The 19,134-nt window shown below is 61.7% G+C and carries 11 protein-coding genes and 3 pseudogenes; 9 read left to right on the forward strand and 5 right to left on the reverse strand.

All coding sequences use genetic code 11. The features are described 5' to 3' along the window. Positions 1-923: 923 nt before the first annotated feature. Positions 924-1,859, reverse strand: coding sequence for a LysR family transcriptional regulator (locus tag V5B59_RS16485; protein WP_169071543.1), 936 nt, complete (start codon positions 1,857-1,859; stop codon positions 924-926). Between the two features lie 143 nt (positions 1,860-2,002). Between V5B59_RS16485 and V5B59_RS16490 the strand changes: the two genes are divergently transcribed. Then, entirely contained in the window at positions 2,003-3,463 is a 1,461-nt protein-coding gene (locus tag V5B59_RS16490; RefSeq protein WP_372703804.1) for an MFS transporter, read from the forward strand. Between the two features lie 193 nt (positions 3,464-3,656). Here the strand turns inward: V5B59_RS16490 and V5B59_RS16495 are convergent. Further along, positions 3,657-4,449: pseudogene (locus tag V5B59_RS16495) on the reverse strand (NAD(P)H-dependent flavin oxidoreductase); the annotation flags it as partial. Between the two features lie 129 nt (positions 4,450-4,578). On the opposite strand from V5B59_RS16495, the gene V5B59_RS16500 reads away from it, so the two are divergent. The 3 genes from V5B59_RS16500 to V5B59_RS16510 all read left to right on the forward strand — a co-directional run bounded on the left by V5B59_RS16500 (position 4,579) and on the right by V5B59_RS16510 (position 6,631). After that, on the forward strand, positions 4,579-4,836 hold the full coding sequence (locus V5B59_RS16500; RefSeq protein ID WP_169071542.1) for a type II toxin-antitoxin system Phd/YefM family antitoxin: 258 nt from the start codon (positions 4,579-4,581) through the stop codon (positions 4,834-4,836). Between the two features lie 4 nt (positions 4,837-4,840). Then, positions 4,841-5,245, forward strand: coding sequence for a type II toxin-antitoxin system VapC family toxin (locus tag V5B59_RS16505; protein WP_169071564.1), 405 nt, complete (start codon positions 4,841-4,843; stop codon positions 5,243-5,245). Positions 5,246-5,416: 171 nt separating this feature from the next. Next, positions 5,417-6,631 (forward strand): ISAzo13 family transposase, encoded by a 1,215-nt coding sequence (locus tag V5B59_RS16510; protein ID WP_332351424.1) that lies wholly within the window; start codon positions 5,417-5,419, stop codon positions 6,629-6,631. Between the two features lie 289 nt (positions 6,632-6,920). On the opposite strand, the gene V5B59_RS26275 is transcribed toward V5B59_RS16510, so the two are convergent. From V5B59_RS26275 to V5B59_RS16535, 3 genes and pseudogenes are all read right to left on the reverse strand, one after another. After that, positions 6,921-7,481 (reverse strand): transposase, encoded by a 561-nt coding sequence (locus V5B59_RS26275; protein WP_434735630.1) that lies wholly within the window; start codon positions 7,479-7,481, stop codon positions 6,921-6,923. Positions 7,482-7,810: 329 nt separating this feature from the next. Further along, positions 7,811-8,911 (reverse strand): annotated as a pseudogene (locus V5B59_RS16530) (DEAD/DEAH box helicase family protein); the annotation flags it as partial. Positions 8,912-9,124: 213 nt separating this feature from the next. Beyond that, a pseudogene (locus V5B59_RS16535) lies at positions 9,125-9,499 on the reverse strand (DNA polymerase); the annotation flags it as partial. Between the two features lie 221 nt (positions 9,500-9,720). On the opposite strand from V5B59_RS16535, the gene V5B59_RS16540 reads away from it, so the two are divergent. The 5 genes from V5B59_RS16540 to V5B59_RS16560 all read left to right on the forward strand — a co-directional run bounded on the left by V5B59_RS16540 (position 9,721) and on the right by V5B59_RS16560 (position 18,869). After that, positions 9,721-11,271, forward strand: coding sequence for a class I SAM-dependent DNA methyltransferase (locus V5B59_RS16540; protein WP_332352202.1), 1,551 nt, complete (start codon positions 9,721-9,723; stop codon positions 11,269-11,271). Continuing rightward, on the forward strand, positions 11,268-12,467 hold the full coding sequence (locus tag V5B59_RS16545; protein WP_332352044.1) for a restriction endonuclease subunit S: 1,200 nt from the start codon (positions 11,268-11,270) through the stop codon (positions 12,465-12,467). Before V5B59_RS16540 ends, V5B59_RS16545 begins: the two co-directional genes overlap by 4 nt. A gap of 110 nt (positions 12,468-12,577) precedes the next feature. Beyond that, positions 12,578-13,756, forward strand: a complete 1,179-nt coding sequence (locus V5B59_RS16550) for a Fic family protein (protein WP_332352045.1) — start codon at positions 12,578-12,580, stop codon at positions 13,754-13,756. Next, complete coding sequence (locus V5B59_RS16555) at positions 13,753-17,169, forward strand: DEAD/DEAH box helicase family protein (protein ID WP_332352046.1); 3,417 nt, start codon at positions 13,753-13,755, stop codon at positions 17,167-17,169. The genes V5B59_RS16550 and V5B59_RS16555 overlap by 4 nt, the downstream gene beginning before the upstream one ends. A 395-nt stretch (positions 17,170-17,564) precedes the next feature. Continuing rightward, on the forward strand, positions 17,565-18,869 hold the full coding sequence (locus tag V5B59_RS16560; RefSeq protein ID WP_332351419.1) for an IS701 family transposase: 1,305 nt from the start codon (positions 17,565-17,567) through the stop codon (positions 18,867-18,869). Positions 18,870-19,134: the final 265 nt, after the last annotated feature.

Raw genomic sequence — 19,134 nt, forward strand, 5'->3', positions numbered from 1 at the left:
GCCGGTGGTATGCGAGTGAGACGAGACGGCGACTGCGCCCTCGACGTTGAGATCCGGCAGATTGGAGGCGACCGGGGCGATTTCATTGGCACGGAACGCTTCATCGCCGAATCGTCGCGTGTTTGGCGAATGGCCGGCTGTCGCCTCTGGCGCTTGCAGTTCGCCTCGTTGACGCCAACGACCAGGAGCGACCTTCAACCCACCGTGGCGACGGTCGGCTTCTCGGCCGTTGCCGCCGCTGGCACCTCGTCAGACATCAGGCTGGAGTTGTCAGGAAAGCGGCCGCACAATGTGCAGCCACCGCCTGAGCCAGGATTTCACTGGCAAACCGCTTGCAACTGCAAGCTGTGCGGCAGCGGTAATTCGCCAATGGATGGGAAGAGCAACGGCAGCTCTTGGGATCCATTACGTGTGCGTGCTGTCGGCCAGGAACGGACCTTCACGGAAATTCCCATAAGCGGTCGTTTGCCTCCTGCCTTGTTGACCGATGTGCGCCAGGAACAAACATTCACTGGCGACTAGGGTCATTTTGACGAGAGGCCGAGAAAGGTAGTTAAATCTCGTAACGTCCTTTCACTCGGCGGCGGATTCTCTGCATATCGACGAATCCGTGAGTTTTTCCGCGCATACATTCCGAACGCACCCGCGCAGCCAACGATGCGCTTGATCTGAATCCATCCGCGGGTGCCAGTGCAATGAAATTGTAAAGCTGTGCGGCAGCGGTAATTCGCCAATGGATGGGAAGAGCAACGGCAGCTCTTGGGATCCATTACGTGTGCGTGCTGTCGGCCAGGAATCGGAAAATAAGCGGTCGTTTGCCTCCTGCCTTGTTGACCGATGTGCGCCAGGAACAAACATTCACTGGCGACTAGGGTCATTTTGACGAGAGGCCGAGAAAGGTAGTTAAATCTCGTAACGTCCTTTCACTCGGCGGCGGATTCTCTGCATATCGACGAATCCGTGAGTTTTTCCGCGCATACATTCCGAACGCACCCGCGCAGCCAACGATGCGCTTGATCTGAATCCATCCGCGGGTGCCAGTGCAATGAAATTGTAAACTCCGGCGTGGAGACCGGAATCGGAAAACTATGCATTCCGGCGCGAAGGTTTCCAGTATGTCGTTCAGGAACGCTGGCAACCAGATCGGAGGCCCTAGCCAGAGCGAGCGCGGTCGAAAAGCCACCGACGAGGACCACGGCGATTTTTCTTTCCAACCCGAATGGCTTGAGAGCCTCGTCAATTGGGTCCTTGTCCGGTCCCTGTCGCGAGACGCAGATGTGCCTGCCGACCGCATAACGGGTAGTCGTGATTTCGCCTTGGCACAGCGAATGGCCGATTCGCACAACACCGATGAGACGGTCTATGAATAGTGCTTGTACACGCAATTCCGGGGCCGTCTTTTCCTCAACAACTCCTGTTTCCAGATCGACAATTCCTTCGCGAAGTGACGTGCTATCTTTGTTTGGCTTCTGTACGAAGCACAGCCGCACGCCGGGCGCTTCCTCGGCGACGCGAGCAATAAGGACTGGCCCGAAGTTCTCCACAAAGCCTTCGCTGGTCCGCAGTGTAAATGTTCGGACTAGCTGTTTGAGGTTGAGCTTTTCTGCCGGGCGTAGAACCTCTTCAGCATCCTGCACAAGCTGACTGACACGTTCGCGCAGTTCGAGCGCCCTTGGCGTCGAGACGAGACCGCGTCCAGCTCTCACCAGCAGCGGATCACCCGTCGTTTCACGCAACCGCGCCAGCGCCCGGCTCATAGCTGACGGGCTAAGCCGTAACCGTCGGGCGGCGCGTGCAACACTACCTTCCGCGAGCAACACATCAAGAGTAACCAGCAGGTTGAAATCTGGTTTCGACATGCATCGACCATAGCACAGCCTGGTTATGATGTGGCGTCAAACGCACGAATAAAGTGCAAACAATGCGCCTTCCGCTATGTCCGACATAGGAATAGAGTCAGTTTCTGACCGCTCCATTTTGGAGTCGTCGGGAAAAGGAGTTCATGATGAATCCGACCATTGCGGAACAAGATGAGGTAGTAGTTGGAAGTGTGGAACAGGCACCGTCGATTCGCTGGGTGCTCGCCAGCCTTTCGTTATCGATGTTGTTGTCCTCGCTTGGCACCAGCGTCGCCAATGTGGCCTTGCCAACGCTAGCACAAGCGTTCGCTGCCTCTTTCCAGGAAGTCCAGTGGATCGTCCTCGCCTATCTTCTCGCCATCACCACCCTGATCGTCAGTGTCGGACGGCTCGGTGACATCACCGGTCGCCGGAGGCTGCTACTCGCCGGAATCTTCCTGTTCACCGTGGCCTCGGTCCTGTGCGGCGTTGCTCCCACGCTCTGGCTGCTGATAACGGCCCGGGCAGTGCAGGGCCTCGGCGCGGCCATCATGATGGCACTCACCATTGCGTTTGTCGGCGAGACGGTTCCAAAGGCAAAGACCGGTAGCGCCATGGGGCTGCTCGGAACGATGTCTGCGATTGGTACCGCGCTCGGTCCGTCGCTTGGTGGTGTTCTGATCGCCGGATTCGGTTGGCGGGCAATCTTTTTCGTCAAGGTACCGCTGGGTATCCTGGCTTTTCTTCTCGCGCGTCGCTACCTGCCCGTTGATCGCCAAGGGCCGAAGACCAACCGGGTCGGCTTCGATCATGTGGGCACGTTGCTTCTTGCCCTGGCGCTTTTGGCTTATGCGCTCGCCATGACAATTGGGCACGGTAGTTTCGGTTTTCTCAACCTGGCTCTGTTGTTGGCCGCTGCATTCGGAGTCGGCCTCTTCATGCGTGCCGAGACGAGAGTAGCATCACCTTTGATTCAATTGCAGATGTTCGGCAATTCAATGCTGAGTACGAATCTCGCCATGAGCGCGCTCGTATCGACGGTGATTATGGCGACGCTGGTGGTCGGCCCGTTCTATCTATCTCGTGCGCTCGGTCTCGATGCGACCCTTGTCGGACTCGTCATGTCGGTCGGTCCGCTTGCCGCCGCATTGAGCGGAGTTCCTTCTGGCCGCAGTGTGGATAGCTTTGGCTCTGATCGCATGACCATCGTCGGGCTCATCGGTGTAGCGACAGGCTCCTTCATTCTATCCATAGTGCCGGCGTGGCTCGGCATATCTGGCTACATCGCCCCCCTCGTCATTATCACCGCCAGCTATGCGCTGTTCCAGACCGCTAACAACACCACCGTCATGGCTGGTATCCGGCAAGACCAGCGCGGCGTCATTTCTGGCTTGCTCAGCCTATCGCGCAATATTGGACTCATCACCGGGGCATCCGTTATGGGTGCAGTGTTTGTGTTCGCATCCGCGACGACCGACATCACAACGGCGCGTCCCGAGGCTGTTGCCGCAGGTATGAGGATCACGTTCGCCGTCGCGGCCATTCTGGTCGTCGTCGCGCTCGCCATCGGGGTTGGAAGCCGTGCTCTCGCAAAACGCCAATCGCTCGCGAGAGACACGACATGATGCAAGCCACCGCAGTTCCAACGCAAGCAAGAAGCCTTCGGTGAGAAGCCAATGCATGTCGGCCCGTGCTCGGGCGAATGACGACCATCAAACAGAATGAGTTGTGACAAATCACGTATCGCCGCGCTGTTCCTAGTCAGCCTGTGTCTGCGGTGCGCAGCGCCGCTGGCACAGGTCCGTGTTGATTGGCGGGTTAGCGTGCATCTTCGAGTGCGCCCGCCAGTTCTATCGTAAGAAGATCTGCGGAAACCTCTTTGCATCCGCTCGCATTTTGCCCGGCCCACAAGGGCGAGAACTCACCGCTGCCCAGGCTTTCAGCCTTCACGCGCAAGGAAGCGATGGCTGCAGTCGCTAGAGGAAAAGCCGGGGCGGCGGGGCTCATGGGCCCAATTTCGCGCATCAGGCGGTTCACAATGCCGCGAGCGGGCCGTCCGGTGAACAGGTTGGTGAGCGCCGTGACGCGAGCCGCGTCGCTTTTCAGGGCCGCGCGATGCACCGCGCTCGTGGTGGCTTCGGCGCACAACATATAGGCTGTCCCGATCTGCACCCCGGCAGCGCCGAGCGCCATGGCTGCCGCGACACCCTTGGCGTCCGCGATGCCGCCGGCTGCGATGACCGGGATCTTCACCGCCCGAACGATCTGCGGCACCAATGCGAACGTGCCGACCTGCGTGTTGAGATCCTCCGACAGAAAGTTACCGCGATGCCCGCCCGCTTCGAGCCCTTGCGCAATGACGGCATCAACTCCACGCGCCTCCAGCCAGAGCGCTTCGTCGACAGTTGTTGCAGAAGAAAGAATTTTCGCACCCCACCTGCGTACCCGCTCCAGCAGTTCGGGTGCAGGCAGGCCGAAATGAAAACTCACGACGGCGGGCTTGAATTCCTCCAGCACGTCGGCGGCTGCGGTGGGTGCTGAAGGGCACGCGCCCCGGCCCCGCGGGAATGGCGCTCGCGTCGATTCCGAACTCGCGGAAGTAAGGAGAAAGGGGTCGGGGGAGAGGGAAACGGCCGTGACTTTCATGATCGGGGGGCCTGGAAAAGTCATGGCCGTTAGGCGGCGCCGTGCGTCGGATGATGCTAGACTAGTCAGCATACTAGTCATTGTGGAGCGAGCAATGCAAATATGGCCTATCCAGGACGCCAAGGCACGGTTCAGTGAGTTCCTCGAAACTTGCCTAGCCGAAGGACCACAGATGGTGACGAAGCGAGGAGCAGCGGCCGCTGTACTGGTGCCCATAGACGAATGGCGGCGACTCCAGGCTGCAGCGCGGCCTTCACTCAAGCAACTCCTGCTTTCTGATCAGGGACGAACCGAGCTTGTTGTTCCTGCGCGCGGTGCAGCTCGCAGGCGCACGCCGGCGGCAGCAAGGTGAACTGATGTACCTGCTTGACACCAACATTGTCTCAGAACTGCGCAAACCGAAGCCTCACGGAGCCGTGCTGGCATGGTTTGAAGGACTCGAAGATACGCAGCTTCATCTTTCTGCGGTGACCATAGGCGAGATTCAGTCTGGCATCGAGATCACGCGTGAGCAGGATGAGGCGAAGGCATCAGAGATCGAAGCTTGGCTTGAGATGGTGGCCGGCTCATACAACGTTCTCTCGATGGACGCGGCGACCTTCCGCGCGTGGGCTCAGTTGATGCACAGGCGGTCGGACACCGTGTACGAGGACGCCATGATTGCGGCGACGGCCAAAGTCCACGGCCTCACGGTTGTGACCAGAAACGTGGCTGACTTCAAGCCGTTCGGAGTGCCGCTGCTGAACCCGTTCGAGACTTGAGCCAGCGGGTCGCCGCGGACGTGGATTGCGCCGCAACGAATAGCGTTTATCTGCCGCGCCGAGCCGGTCGAGTTCAACTGCAGACGTATCCGCGGCAGATAAACCTCGTTGGACTAAGTATCTGTCCAGAAATAACTTGTACAACTTATACGAGTAGGCGACGATCTCGTCATGAGTAATGACGAGCTAGTTGAAACGATCCGTAAGAAGTTCGAGCGCGTGTCCACGGTTTTGGATGAGCGGGGGCGTCGTGTGTGGGCGTTGGCGGAAGCCGAGGCGCTCGGTTACGGCGGACAAAGCATCGTCGCTAAAGCCACGGGGCTATCGCGAATGACGCTGTATTCGGAAAAATGCGGTCATGCCCAGGACGACCCGGCGGGTTCTCGTAGACACGTCCGAAAAGCAGGGGGTGGACGCAAGAAGCTGATCGAGCACGAGCCGACATTGCTCTCGGCGCTGGAAAGATTGGTGGAACCGACCACCCGGGGAGACCCTGAGAATCCTTTACGGTGGACCTGTCTGAGTACCCGTCAACTGGCGGCGGCCCTTGAACAACAAGGCCACCGGATTGGTCGTCAGACCGTAGCGGTTTTGCTGGATAAGTTGGGCTATAGCCTTCAGGGAAATCAAAAGACCAAGGAAGGCACCGTCCATCCGGACCGGGATGCTCAATTCCGTTACATTCACGGTCGAGTCGAGGATTTCCAACGACGGGGACAGCCTGTGGTTTCAGTCGATACCAAGAAAAAGGAACTCGTCGGGGACTTCAAAAATGGAGGCCGAGAGTGGCGCCCCAAAGGAAACCCCGAACCGGTTCGCGTTCATGACTTTATCGACAAGACCCTAGGCAAAGTGAATCCCTATGGCGTCTATGATCCAACGGCAAACACCGGTTGGGTTAGCGTTGGGGTCGATCATGACACCGCCGAGTTTGCGGTGGAAACGTTACGACGGTGGTGGGAAAAGATGGGACGAATTCGTTATCCCGGGGCTACCGAACTGTTGGTGACTGCGGATGGTGGTGGCAGCAATGGGGCGAGAGTACGGTTATGGAAGGTCGCTTTACAGCGTCTGGCCGACCAAACCGGCCTATGCATCTCGATCTGCCATTTTCCACCGGGAACTAGCAAATGGAATAAGATCGAACATCGGATGTTCAGCTACATCAGTATGAATTGGCGAGGAAAGCCTCTGGTCAGCCATGAGGTCATCGTCAATTTGATTGCTGCCACCACCACACAAGCAGGCCTAAAAATTGAGGCGGAGATGGATACCAACACCTACGCGAAAGGCATACACGTGACTGATGATGAACTCGATAAAGTTCACATAGAACGCTCCGAGTTTCATGGTGAATGGAACTACACCATCCGGCCATCGGTTTGAACTTGTACAACTTATTTCTGGACAGATACTAAAGCGCCTTGGCGGCAGCAGTTATGGGAATTGTAAGCGTTCCGCGCCTTGGGTCGGGGAGGGGTCAGACGGGGTGGCAAGGGCTTCATCGGTGCCTTCCCGCGGGTTGTGGAGGTGGGGTAGGAGCGATAAGCACGCGCTGGTGAGCCCTGTCCCGCAGCGCCCTCGAGGTTTGGGCACGTTGCCGACGAGTTCTCTCCTGGCGGGTGGAGCTGCCATTGCGCGCACTTGGAAGCGTTTCGGTACCGCCGGAGCGCTCTCACGGTGGTCCCCGCACAGAGCGGTTGTGCGGCGTCGCCTGTCGCAGGGGCATAATCGCCGCGGTCACGACAAACCGTCCCTCGCGGCAATGGGGACAGCGCGCCCACTCGGCGCGGCCGACGCGCTGCAGGAACTCCTCCACCGATGCGGTGATCACCGGATCGGGTTGGGGCGCCGACAAGGCCTGGCGGGCGAGAGCGAGGTGCGTCGCCTTCGCGGCCGGAGCGAGCAGGCCGTAATGGCGAATTCGCTTGAAACCGCTCGGCAAGACGTGCAGCAGGAAGCGATCGAGGAACTCCTCCGCCGGCAAGGCGACCACGCGTCTGCCCGACTTCGCGCGCACGCGCAAACGGACCGTCGTGTCGTCCCTGGCGACGAGACGCTCGTTCGAGATCGCGACGCGATGATAGATGGGTCGCGTCACCCCGCAACAGTCGCAGGTCTCGACGTGGCCACCGAGGAGGACCGTGCGACAGGCAACGATCGCCCGCCACACTTTGGCCTTGGCCGACGACAGGACGTGCTTCGCGAGGTACGCCGGCCCGTGCCGGCGGAAGATCTCGGCCAGCGTCACCCCTGGGGCTCAGGGACGCGGCGGGAGCCGGTCGAGCGGGGAGGTGTTTCCGGTGAGCGACGAACGCGCCAGATGCAGATACCGCGCGGTCGTCGACAGATGGCCATGGCCCAGGAGGCGGCCGATGCTGAACAGATCAACGCCGGCTTCGAGCAGGTGCGTGGCGGAGGCGTGGCGAAGACTGTGGATGCCGCCCTCGGCGGCAATGCCCGCCGCGTTGCGCGCAGCCTAGTAGCTCCGCTGAGCCGGTCTGGCTGGCCGGTGCCCTGCCGGGCCTTGAGGCGCCTGGCGGTTTCGAGATACGCGCCGCGGAAGGCTTTGAGCTGGTCTTCGGGCATCACGGCGGCAATGTTGGCCTGCTCGACCTCGGTGAGATCGGTGTACTGGTCGAGCCTGGTCTTGAGGCGCTGCACGTCCTTGTCGCCTTCGGCCGGTGGCGAGAATACGCAGGCGATATTGAGTGGGCGAAAGCTCGGGTCTGCCGCCAAGCGCCTGGCCTGGGTTTCCTTGAAAAGTTCGTGGTAGGCAATGGCGTGGTTGATGCTGGCGCAGGCCAGCAGGGCGTTGAACTTGCGCCCGGCGGTGGCGGTGTCATGCTTGGCTAGAATGGTGTCCGCCACGGCTTGCTGCTTGAGTTCGCCAGTGGCCTTGTCTTTGTCCTTGCCGTCGGCCTTGAAGTAGTCGACGTGAAATTGCAGCACGTTGCGGTCTGCAATGGCGTGGGTGATGGTGTAGGCGTGCAATTGCTTCTCGAAGACGTCTTCCGTGGTGATGTCGTTGGCTTGCTGGTCTTGCACCTTCACTTTGCTGGCGTTGTCGCCAAAGATGGGCGTGCCGGTGAAGCCGAAGAGCTGTGCATTCGGGAAGAAGTCTTTGATGGCCTTGTGGTTGTCGCCAAACTGGGAGCGGTGGCATTCGTCGAAGATGAAGACCACGCGCTTGTTGCGCAGCGCCTCCAGGCGTTCCTTGTATTTGCGCTTTTGGGTGCCGTCGAGCGCGATACCCAGCTTCTGGATGGTGGTGACGATCACCTTGTCGGTGTAGTCGGTGGATAGCAGCCGTCGGACCAGGGTCTCGGTGTGGGTGTTTGCTTCGACGCAACCGGCCTGGAAGGTGTTTTTGCACCAGTCCTTGATATTGACCAGTGTGTAGAACAGCGGCGTGCCATCGTCGCGCTCGAAGCTGTTGATCTCGCGCAGACGGCGGGATGCGGCAAAGACATCGGCCGTAACCAGATCGTCCTTCAGCCGTTCAAATTCGCTGTTGCTCAGGCTAACGCGGTTCAGTTTCTGGAATTTTTCGCGGAAATTTGCCTCCAGCGATGCCCGATCACAAATCTCCGGTCGATAGTCGTATTTCAGCGCTTCAAGCTTGGCGATCAGATCCTGCTCAATCTGGCTTTCTGTCGTTGTCATTGGGATTCACTGATGAGTTCGCTGCCGTTCGTCCGGCTCGATTTCTTGGGCTGCTACGGCCGGCTCTGGCCGATAGTAGCCGTTGAGAGCGTTTTCCGCAAAGCAGCCACACGGCGTCGTCGGGGGGCGCACCGTACGACCGTCGGCCACGGGCCGATTGGCGGGGGTGATCTTTCTCGTGCGGAGATCTCCGGTCCAACCAACAGCCGACGACGGCAGTTCCCCGCGCACACGCGCCAGTTCGTCGTCCGGCACTTCGAGGATGAGTTCGTCGTGCGCCTGCATCAAGAGGCGTGTCTGCAGGCGCTCGGCGTCGAGCCAGCCCTGCACGGCGATCATCGCCGACTTGATGAGATCGGCCGCCGAACCCTGCATCGGGGCGTTGATCGCCGCCCGCTCGGCGCCTTGGCGGCGACCGGCCTGGCTCGAGCGGATTTCCGGCAGTCACAGCCGGCGGCCGAAAACCGTTTCGACATAGCCCTGCGTCCTGGCGGCCTCGCGCGTCGTCGCCATGTAGCGCGCCACCCCAGGGTAACGCGCGAAATAACGCTCGATGTAGGCCTGCGCGGCGCCGCGTTCGAGATCGAGCTCGCGCCGCCCGGCGAACGCGGGATGCCGGTCAATCTGTACTACAATCGCTGCTCCTCCTGTACAAGCAGTGGACCACGGCACCCGTGATGCTCCGGATCTACAGGACCCTGGCGACCACGGTATGGATGCTGATCACCTCGGCTGGCGCGTTTGGGTACCTCGGCGAAGGCGAGCATGCCGCCAAGGCTCAACGAGACCACCATTCGGAGCATCTCCTCATGATCACCGGCAACATCAAGAGCCAGATCGACCAGATCTGGAACGCCTTCTGGTCGGGCGGCATCTCCAACCCGCTCGAGGTGATCGAGCAGATCACCTATCTGCTCTTCCTGCGCCGGCTGGACGACCTGCACACGCTGGAAGAGAACCGCTCCGCCCGGCTCGGAACGCCGATGACGCGCCGGATCTTCCCCGCGGGCAACGACGGCATCGGCAGGAACGGCGGCCACTCCTTCGAAAACCTGCGCTGGTCGCGCTTCAAGCACTTCGCCGCGAGCGAGATGTACGCCGTGGTCAGCGAGCACGTCTTTCCCTTCCTGCGCACGCTCGGCGGCGACGGCTCCACCTACGCGCAGCACATGCAGGATGCACGCTTCACCATTCCGTCGGCGGCGCTGCTGGCCAAGGTGGTGGACCTGCTCGACGCCGTGCCGATGGAGGATCGCGACACCAAGGGCGACGTCTACGAATACATGCTCGGCAAGATCGCCAGCGCCGGGCAGAACGGCCAGTTCCGCACGCCGCGCCACATCATCCGGCTGATGGTCGAACTGACCGCACCGCAGCCGACCGACGTGATCTGCGACCCGGCCTGCGGCACGGCCGGTTTCCTGGTCACGGCGGGCGAGGTCCTGCGCCAGCGCCACCCGAACCTCCTGCACGACGCCAGGCGGCGCGAGCATTTTCATCATCACATGTTCCACGGCTTCGACTTCGACAACACCATGCTGCGCATCGGCAGCATGAACATGCTGCTGCACGGCGTCGAGAATCCCGACATCCGTTACCGCGACTCGCTGGCGCAGGACCATGCCGGAGAGGAAGAAAAATACACACTGCTGCTCGCCAATCCCCCCTTCGCCGGCAGTCTCGACTACGAGAACACCGCGAAGGACCTGCTGCAGATCGTCAAGACGAAGAAGACCGAGCTGCTCTTCCTCGCGCTTTTCCTGCGCCTGCTCAAACCCGGCGGCCGCGCCGCGGTGATCGTTCCCGACGGCGTGCTGTTCGGCTCCAGCACCGCGCACAAGCAACTGCGCCGGATGCTGGTCGAAGACCAGAAGCTCGACGCCGTCGTCAAGCTGCCCGGCGGCGTCTTCAAGCCCTATGCCGGTGTGTCCACCGCCATCCTGCTGTTCACCAAGACCAACTCGGGCGGCACCGACCAGGTCTGGTTCTACGACGTCGCCGCCGACGGCTGGAGCCTCGACGACAAGCGCACGCCGCTGCTGCCGGAAGACAAGCTTGGCTCCGTGCCGCGCAGCGCGCTGGTCGCGGAGGAGCACGGCAAGAACAACCTGCCCGACGTGCTGGCGCGCTGGGCCGAGCGCAATGGCGCCGAACGCGAACGCCCGCGCACCGCGCAGAGCTTCTGCGTGCCGAAGGCCGACATCGCCGCACAGGGCTACGACCTCTCGCTCAACCGCTACAAGGAAGTGGTGCATGAGACGGTCGAGCACCGGGCGCCGAAGGAGATCCTTGCGGATCTGGCGAAGCTGGAGGAGGAGATCCTGCGGGGGATGAAGGAGTTGGAGGGGATGCTCGGATGAGTGACTGGCCCCTTGTAGCCCTCCGTGACGTTTTCGAGATCAATCGTGGCGGCTCTCCGCGACCGATTGACGACTTCATCACAGACGACCCATCCGGTATCAACTGGATCATGATCGGTGACGCGACTGAAGGTTCGAAGTACATCACCGGGACCAAGAAACGCATCCGACCAGAGGGGGCGCAGCGCTCGCGCGCAGTGAAGCCGGGGGACTTCCTTTTGACCAACTCCATGAGCTTCGGAAAGCCGTACATCATGCGCACCTCGGGGTGCATTCACGACGGCTGGCTTGTGCTCTCGCCTCGCCGGCACGACGCCGATGCCGACTTCTTCTACCATCTGCTGGGTTCGAAGGCTGTCTATTCCGAGTTCCAGCGTCGAGCGGCTGGAGCGACGGTTAAGAACCTGAACATAGATCTCGTCAGCGGGGTGAAGATTCCTCTCCCACCCCTCCCCGAACAACGGCGGATTGCGGAGATCCTCGACAAAGCGGACGCGCTGCGGGTCAAGCGCCGCGCCGCCCTCGCACAACTCGACACCCTCACCCAATCCATCTTCCTCGACATGTTTGGTGACCCTGCCTCACACACGCAGCGTTTTCCAGTTCAACCGCTGGAAGCTGTGCTGAAGCGGCTCTTGCAGAACGGTGCGTATTTCCCAAAGGAGTCTTACACCGAACTGGGCGGAGTGGAGATGGTGCATATGAGCGACGCTTTTTGTGAGGTTGTCCGTCGCGGCCAACTCAAACGCGTTGTCTGCGCAAAGTCTGACGTGGAGAAGTATGCACTCTCGGAAAACGACATTTTGCTTGCACGACGCTCTCTCACATTGGAAGGTGCCGCCAAACCGTGCCTAATTCCAAAATCGAGCGAGCCACTAATTTTCGAATCCTCGTTCATCAGAGTTACGCCTCACCCCAACAAGCTTACGGCCCTGTACCTGTACCACTACCTTGGCAATGAACGGGTGAAGCAGAAGTGCGTTAAGCCGTTCATTACCCAGTCAACAATCTCCGGCATCAACCAATCAAACTTGGCGCGAGTTCCGGTGACGGTTCCTCCGCTCCCGTTGCAGCGAGAATTTGGCTGCCGAGTGGCAGCGGTAGACGCGCTGAAGGCGGAGCATCACAGGTCGCTGGCAAACTTCGACGCCCTCTTCGCCTCCCTCCAGCACGTCGCCTTCCGAGAGGATCTATAGCCGTGCGCCGTGAGTTCATTCGCGCCTGTCCGGTCGCCGGTATTGTTTTACGAAGTGCTTCCAACCTAAAATAGCGCTTGCCGCTATTTTAGTCTCCCCTCCCGCCACCGATGAAGCGCCCGCTGCAAGGCCGTTACCTCAAGGTTGCCACCGCTGGCGAGTCGTTCCAGGCCTTCGTCCCGGCGCCGTTGCCGCCGCGGCCGGCGATCGACTGGACGCCGGCGCTGCGCGGCCGCTTCGACGCCGCACTGGTGGCGCTGGGCCGGCTCGACGCGGTGACCGACCTGCTGCCGAACGCAGCGCTGCTGCTCTACAGCTTCGTGCGCAAGGAGGCGGTGCTGTCGTCGATGATCGAGGGCACGCAGTCTTCGCTCGCCGACCTGATGTTGTTCGAACTCGACGAGCAGCCGGGCGTGCCGCTGGAAGATGCGCGCGAGGTGAGCCGCTACGTGGCGGCGCTGGAGCACGGCCTGCAGCGGCTGCGTGGCGGTTTTCCGCTGTCGCTGCGGCTGCTCCGCGAAGTGCATGCCATGCTGATCGGCGACTCCGGGCGCGGCGCCACGCTCACGCCTGGCGAGTTTCGCACCAGTCAGGTCTGGATCGGCGGCACGCGGCCCGGCAACGCGGTGTTCGTGCCGCCTCCAGTCAACGAAATCGATGACTGCCTGCGGCTCTTCGAGCGCTTCCTGCACAACCTGCCCGAGCCGACACCACCGCTGGTGAAGGCGGCGCTGGCGCACGTGCAGTTCGAGACCATTCACCCCTTCCTCGACGGCAACGGGCGGCTCGGTCGATTGCTGATCGCGCTGCAGCTCTCGGCGGACGGGCTGATGCGCGAGCCGATGCTGTACTTGAGTCTGCATTTCAAGGAGCACCGGCAGACGTATTACGAGCTGCTCAACTCGGTGCGGCTGACGGGCGACTGGGAGACCTGGCTCGAGTTCTTCGCCGATGCCGTGCTGGCGAGCGCCACCGAGGCCACGACATCGGCCAGGCGTCTGCTGGAACTGGCCGCCGCCGATGGGCAGCGGATCGCCGCGCTGGGGCGCGCCGCGGCGTCGGCACTGGCGATTCACCAGGCCTTGCAGAGCCAACCGATCGCTACCGCCGCGTCGCTCGCCGCGACGACCGGACTGACGCCAGCCACCGTGAACAAGGCGCTGGTTCATCTGGAGCGCCTCGGCGTCGTCGCCGAACTGACGCGCAAGCAACGCGGCCGGGTGTTCAGCTACGCGCGCCATGTCGAGATACTCAACGAGGGCATGGCCCCGCCGGACGGGCGACGATGAGCCAATTCTCTTTCCTGGAACGTGAGTGGCCCGCCGTGCTGGAAGCGGCAAGCCGAGCCGAGGTGGCGGCGCACGCCGACCCGCGCAGCGCCTGCTTCTACGCACGCCGGGCGCTGGAACTGGCGGTCGCCTGGGCGTACAAGCACGACGCGGCGCTCAAGCTGCCGTATCAGGACAATCTCTCGGCGCTGATCCACGAGCCGAGTTTCAAGCAGGCGGCGGGCGAAGCGGTGTTCAGCAAGGCACGCGTCATCAACACGCTCGGCAACCGCGCCGTGCACGGCCAGCGCGCGATCCCGCACGACGACGCGCTGGTCGCCGTACGCGAGCTGTTCCATGTGGCCTATTGGCTCGCCCGCACCTATGGCCGCGTCGGGCGCCCGGCGCCGGGAGTGGTGTTCGACGCCGCCGCACTGCCCAGGGCCGCGCCCGCGCCGGGGCAGAGCGCCGAGCAATTGCAGCAGCTCGAAGCCGGCCTGCGCGAGCGCGACGAGAAGCTCACCGCCTTGCTGGCGGACAGGACGGCGCTCGACGAGGAACTGCAACGCCTGCGCGCCGAGGTGGCGGCGGCGAAGCTGGCGGCCACGGCGCAACCGGATACGCACGACTACTCCGAGGCGGAAACCCGCGACTACTTCATCGACCTCCTGCTCAAGGAAGCCGGCTGGCCGCTGGACCAGACGCGCGACCGGGAATTCGCGGTCGCCGGCATGCCGAACAACGACGGCAGGGGCTTCGTCGACTACGTGCTCTGGGGCGACGACGGCAAGCCGCTCGGGCTGGTCGAGGCCAAGCGCACACGCCGCGACGCGCGCGCGGGCCAGCAGCAGGCCAGGCTCTACGCCGACTGCCTGCAGCGCCAGTTCGGCCAGCGCCCGTTGATCTTCTTTTCCAACGGCTACGAGCACTGGCTCTGGGACGATACGAACTACCCGCCGCGCGCCGTGCAGGGCTTCTACAAGAAGGCGGAGCTGGAACTCGCCATCCAGCGGCGCGCAAGTCGCAAGTCACTCGCCACGGCCGAGCTGAACAAGGACATCGTCGAGCGCTATTATCAGTGGCGTGGTATCCGCCGCATCGCCGAATCCTTCGAGCGCGACCATGACCGGAAGGCCTTGCTGGTGCAGGCCACCGGCGCCGGCAAGACGCGCACGGTGATCGCGCTGTGCGATCTGCTGATGCGCTGCAACCGCGTCAAGCGCGTGCTGTTCCTCGCCGACCGCGTGGCACTCGTGAACCAGGCGGTGAATGCCTTCAAGCGCCACCTGCCGGATGCCTCCCCGGTGAACCTGGTGAGCGAGAAGGACGCCGAGGGGCGGGTCTTCGTCTCGACCTATCCGACGATGATGGGGCTGATCGACGAGACGAGGAATGGTCAGCGGCGCTTCGGCGTCGGGCACTTCGATCTCGTCATCATCGACGAGGCGCACCGTTCGGTCTTTCAGAAGTACCGTGCCATCTTCGATTACTTCGATGCCCTGCTGGTGGGGCTCACGGCAACACCCAAGGACGAGCTGGACCGCAACACCTACAGCCTGTTCGACCTCGAGAACGGCGTGCCGACCGACGCCTACTCGCTCGCCGAGGCGGTGCACGACGGCTTCCTCGTGCCGCCGCAGGCCGTGTCGGTACCGCTCAAGTTCCAGCGCGAGGGGATCCGCTACGACGAGCTGTCGGAGGACGACAAGGAGCAATGGGACGCACTGGAGTGGGATGAAGAAGGCAGCGTTCCCGATCGGGTCGAAGCCGAAGCCGTCAACCGGTGGCTGTTCAACAAGGACACGGTGGACAAGGTGCTGCAACACCTGATGACGCGCGGCGTGACCGTGGCCGGCGGCGACCGGCTCGGCAAGACCATCCTGTTCGCCAAGAATCAGCGCCATGCCGAGTTTATCGCCGAGCGTTTCAACGCCAACTACCCGCATTACAAGGGCGAGTTCGCGCGCGTCATCACCTTCAGGACCGAGTATGCGCAGAGCCTGATCGACAGCTTCGCGGCGAGGGACAAGACGCCGCACATCGCCATCTCGGTGGACATGCTCGATACCGGAATCGACATCCCCGAGGTCGTGAATCTGGTCTTCTTCAAGCTGGTGCGCTCGAAAACCAAGTTCTGGCAGATGCTCGGTCGCGGCACGCGCCTCTGCCTGGACCTGTTCGGGCCGGGCCAGCACAAGACCTTCTTCTACGTCTTCGACTACTGCCAGAACCTGGAGTACTTCAGCCAGGACATCCCGGCCAGCGAGGGCGCGCTCGCCGAAGCGCTCGGCAAACGGCTGTTCAATGCGCGGCTGGAGTTGATCGGCGAACTGGACAGGAAGCTGGCGGCTGCCGACCGTCATGCGGCGCATGAGCAGCGGGCCATACCGCACGGGCATCCGGAAACCGACGGCGAAGTGCGCGCGCAGCTTGCCGTCTTGCTGCAGCGGGAAGTCGTCGCCATGAACCTGGACAACTTTGTCGTGCGGCCGAAGCGGCGCATCGTCGAGCCATACGCCAGACCCGAGGCCTGGGCGACCCTGTCGCCGGAGTCGCTCTCCGAGCTCTCGCGCGAAGTGGCTGGACTGCCGTCGGCGCTGGACCCCGAGGGCGAAGAGGCCAAGCGCTTCGACCTGCTGGTGCTCAAGCTGCAGCTTGCCATGTTGCGCTGCGAGCCCGGCTTCGTTCGCCTGCGCGAGCAGGTGAAGGGTCTTGCCGGCCTGCTCGAGGAGAAGTCCGCGATTCCGATGGTGCGCGATCGGATGGCGTTCATCCAGGACGTGCAGACGCAGGCGTGGTGGCAGGACGTGACCGTGCCGATGCTCGAAGGCATGCGCCGGCGCCTGCGTGATCTGATCAAGTTCATCGACAAGCAGAAGCGCAAGCCCATCTACACCGACTTCGCGGATGCGATGGGCGAGGAAATGGCGGTCGCCCTGCCGGGGTTCGGCGAGGGCACGGACTACGCGAGGTTCCGTGCCAAGGCGCAGGCATTCCTGCGCGCGCATCAGGACCACGTCGCGATCCACAAACTGCGGATGAACAAGGCCCTGACGGCGGCCGACCTGGCCGAGCTGGAGCGGATGCTTGCCGAAAGCGGAGCCGGAGGGGCGGATGCGATCGAATTGGCCAGGACGGCGTGTCACGGGCTCGGGCTTTTTGTGCGCTCGCTGGTCGGCATGGACCGTGAAGCCACCAAGGAGGCGTTCACCGGCTTCCTTGCCGGCAAGACGCTGACCGCGAACCAGATCGAATTCGTCAACCTGATCCTCGACCACCTGACCGAGCAAGGAGTGATGGACCCCGCACTCCTCTACGAATCGCCGTTCACCGATCTGACGCCACAGGGGCCCGACGGTCTCTTCAGTTCCGCACAGATTGACGAACTGGTCGCGGCGCTCGAACAGGTGCGTGCTACCGCCATGGCGGCGTGAAAACTGATAGGTGCCAAGCACCGACAACACGGAAGCCGCCGTTCGATACTCAGCAGTGCTATCATCCTCCGACCGGCAACTTTGAAGCGGCAGCGGTGAGTAGGTTGCGGATGATGTCGGTCGGCAGCCGGCCTAGAACGGACGCTAACGGTCATGACTTTTCCAGGCACCCCCGATCATGAAAGTCATGACCGTTTCCCTCTCCCCCGACCCCTCCCCCGCGAGAGGGGAGGGGAGATTCGTGAGTCACATACGCGACTTTCACATTAATTCTACTTTGCCACATTTCTAAAATGGTTGAAATACAGGCTATTGAGCTACATATCTAATGCTCTACCACATAAGGAGTATGACGATGAAATCGCCAAATTTATTTATTTGGGATCGGGCGTGCGGTGGCCAGCTGCTGCGAGAATCTGACCAGCCATTTTCAGTCGTTCCGGGAGTGTTTCCGCAGTAAAACGCGAAGCACGGCCGAGCAAGCTGAACAGTACTTGCGGGGCCTTTTTCAAAGCCCTCGTGCGAACCTGGAACAGATGAGCGAGACGGTGGCGGAGACCGAGTATTACAGCCTCCACCACATGTTGAGCGATGCTGCATGGGACTTTGAGAATGTGCGTCGGGAGACGGCGCGACAAGCGGACGAGTGGATCGGTGGGCCAGAGACGGGACTGTTGCTCGATGAGTCTGGGGTCCAAAAGAAGGGCGACCATTCAGCGGGCGTGGCCAGGCAGTACAACGGTCGCCTGGGTAAGGTCGAGAACTCGCAGGTTGGAGTGTATGCCGCCTTGGCACGAGGGTCGCAGGCGGCGATCATCGACTTCGAATTGTTCCTTCCAGAGCGTTGGGTTGAAGACGCCAAGCGTTGCCAGGAAGCGGGGATTCCGGAATCGGCACGGGTCTTTCGGACTAAGCCGCAGATGGCTGCCGAGATGGTCAAGCGGGCACGAGCCGCCGGGGTGCGCTTTGGCTTCATCGGTGCCGACGGCCTCTATGGCCACGCGACTTGGCTGCTGTTTGATTGGGACGATGCAGGTGAGGTATTCGCCACCGAGGTGCACAGCGACCAGCAGTTTTACTTTACCGATCCGGGAAAGGCGTGGGTACCGGCCTGGGAAGCCCGCGAATGGGCCGCGCGCCTGAAACGAAAGGAGTGGCACCCGGTGATCCTGCGCGACGGGGAGAAGGGTGAAGTGCGCGCGATGTTTGCCCATACCCGCGTGTGGATCAGTCATCCGAACAGCGCACAGGCCCGCCAATGGCATCTCCTGGCACGCCGCGATGGCAAGGAGGTGAAGTTCATGCTCTCCAACGCGGCGCCCGACACGCCACTTCGCGAGCTGGCACGCATGCAGGCACAGCGCCACTTCATCGAGCGCGCCTTCGAGAATGCGAAAGGTTGCTGTGGGATGGCCGACTACCAGGTACGCAAGTGGCGGGCTTGGTACAACCACATGGCGCTCGTCTGCGTTGCACTACTCTTTCTCGTCAAGGAGCGGCGGCAACACTCACCCTACGCCGAGTTACTGTCCTGTGCCGATGTCGTCGACATGCTCGTGGCGCAGCTCCCGGTGAAGATTCACGGTCGCGAAGACCTCGTGCGAATCATCGCCGAGCGTCATGCACGGCGACAAAGCGCCCGCGACAGCGCCTACCGAAGGCAGCCGCCAGCACCCAAAAATGCCATTAGAATCTGTTAATGTAGAATTAAAGAAGTCTGCCCAAACAAGTGATTGGAGTGGTCTGGGCGGAAGCTGACGTTCCGTATCGCGACCAGCCGCTTTTCGCTTTTTTTCGATTTTTGAAGGAGTTTGTGATGAACCGAATAATTCTATCTGCAGGGCTAGCCTTTGGCCTGGCTTTCACTGCCATACCCGCGAGCGCCGTCGTCTATTGCAAGACCGTCGGCGTACCGAAAGGTTGTGTGGCTCGGCCCACGGCTGCTGTCGTTCGGCCCGCCGCGGC

The sequence above is a fragment of the Candidatus Accumulibacter contiguus genome (assembly GCF_036625285.1).
GTDB classification, from domain to species: domain Bacteria; phylum Pseudomonadota; class Gammaproteobacteria; order Burkholderiales; family Rhodocyclaceae; genus Accumulibacter; species Accumulibacter contiguus.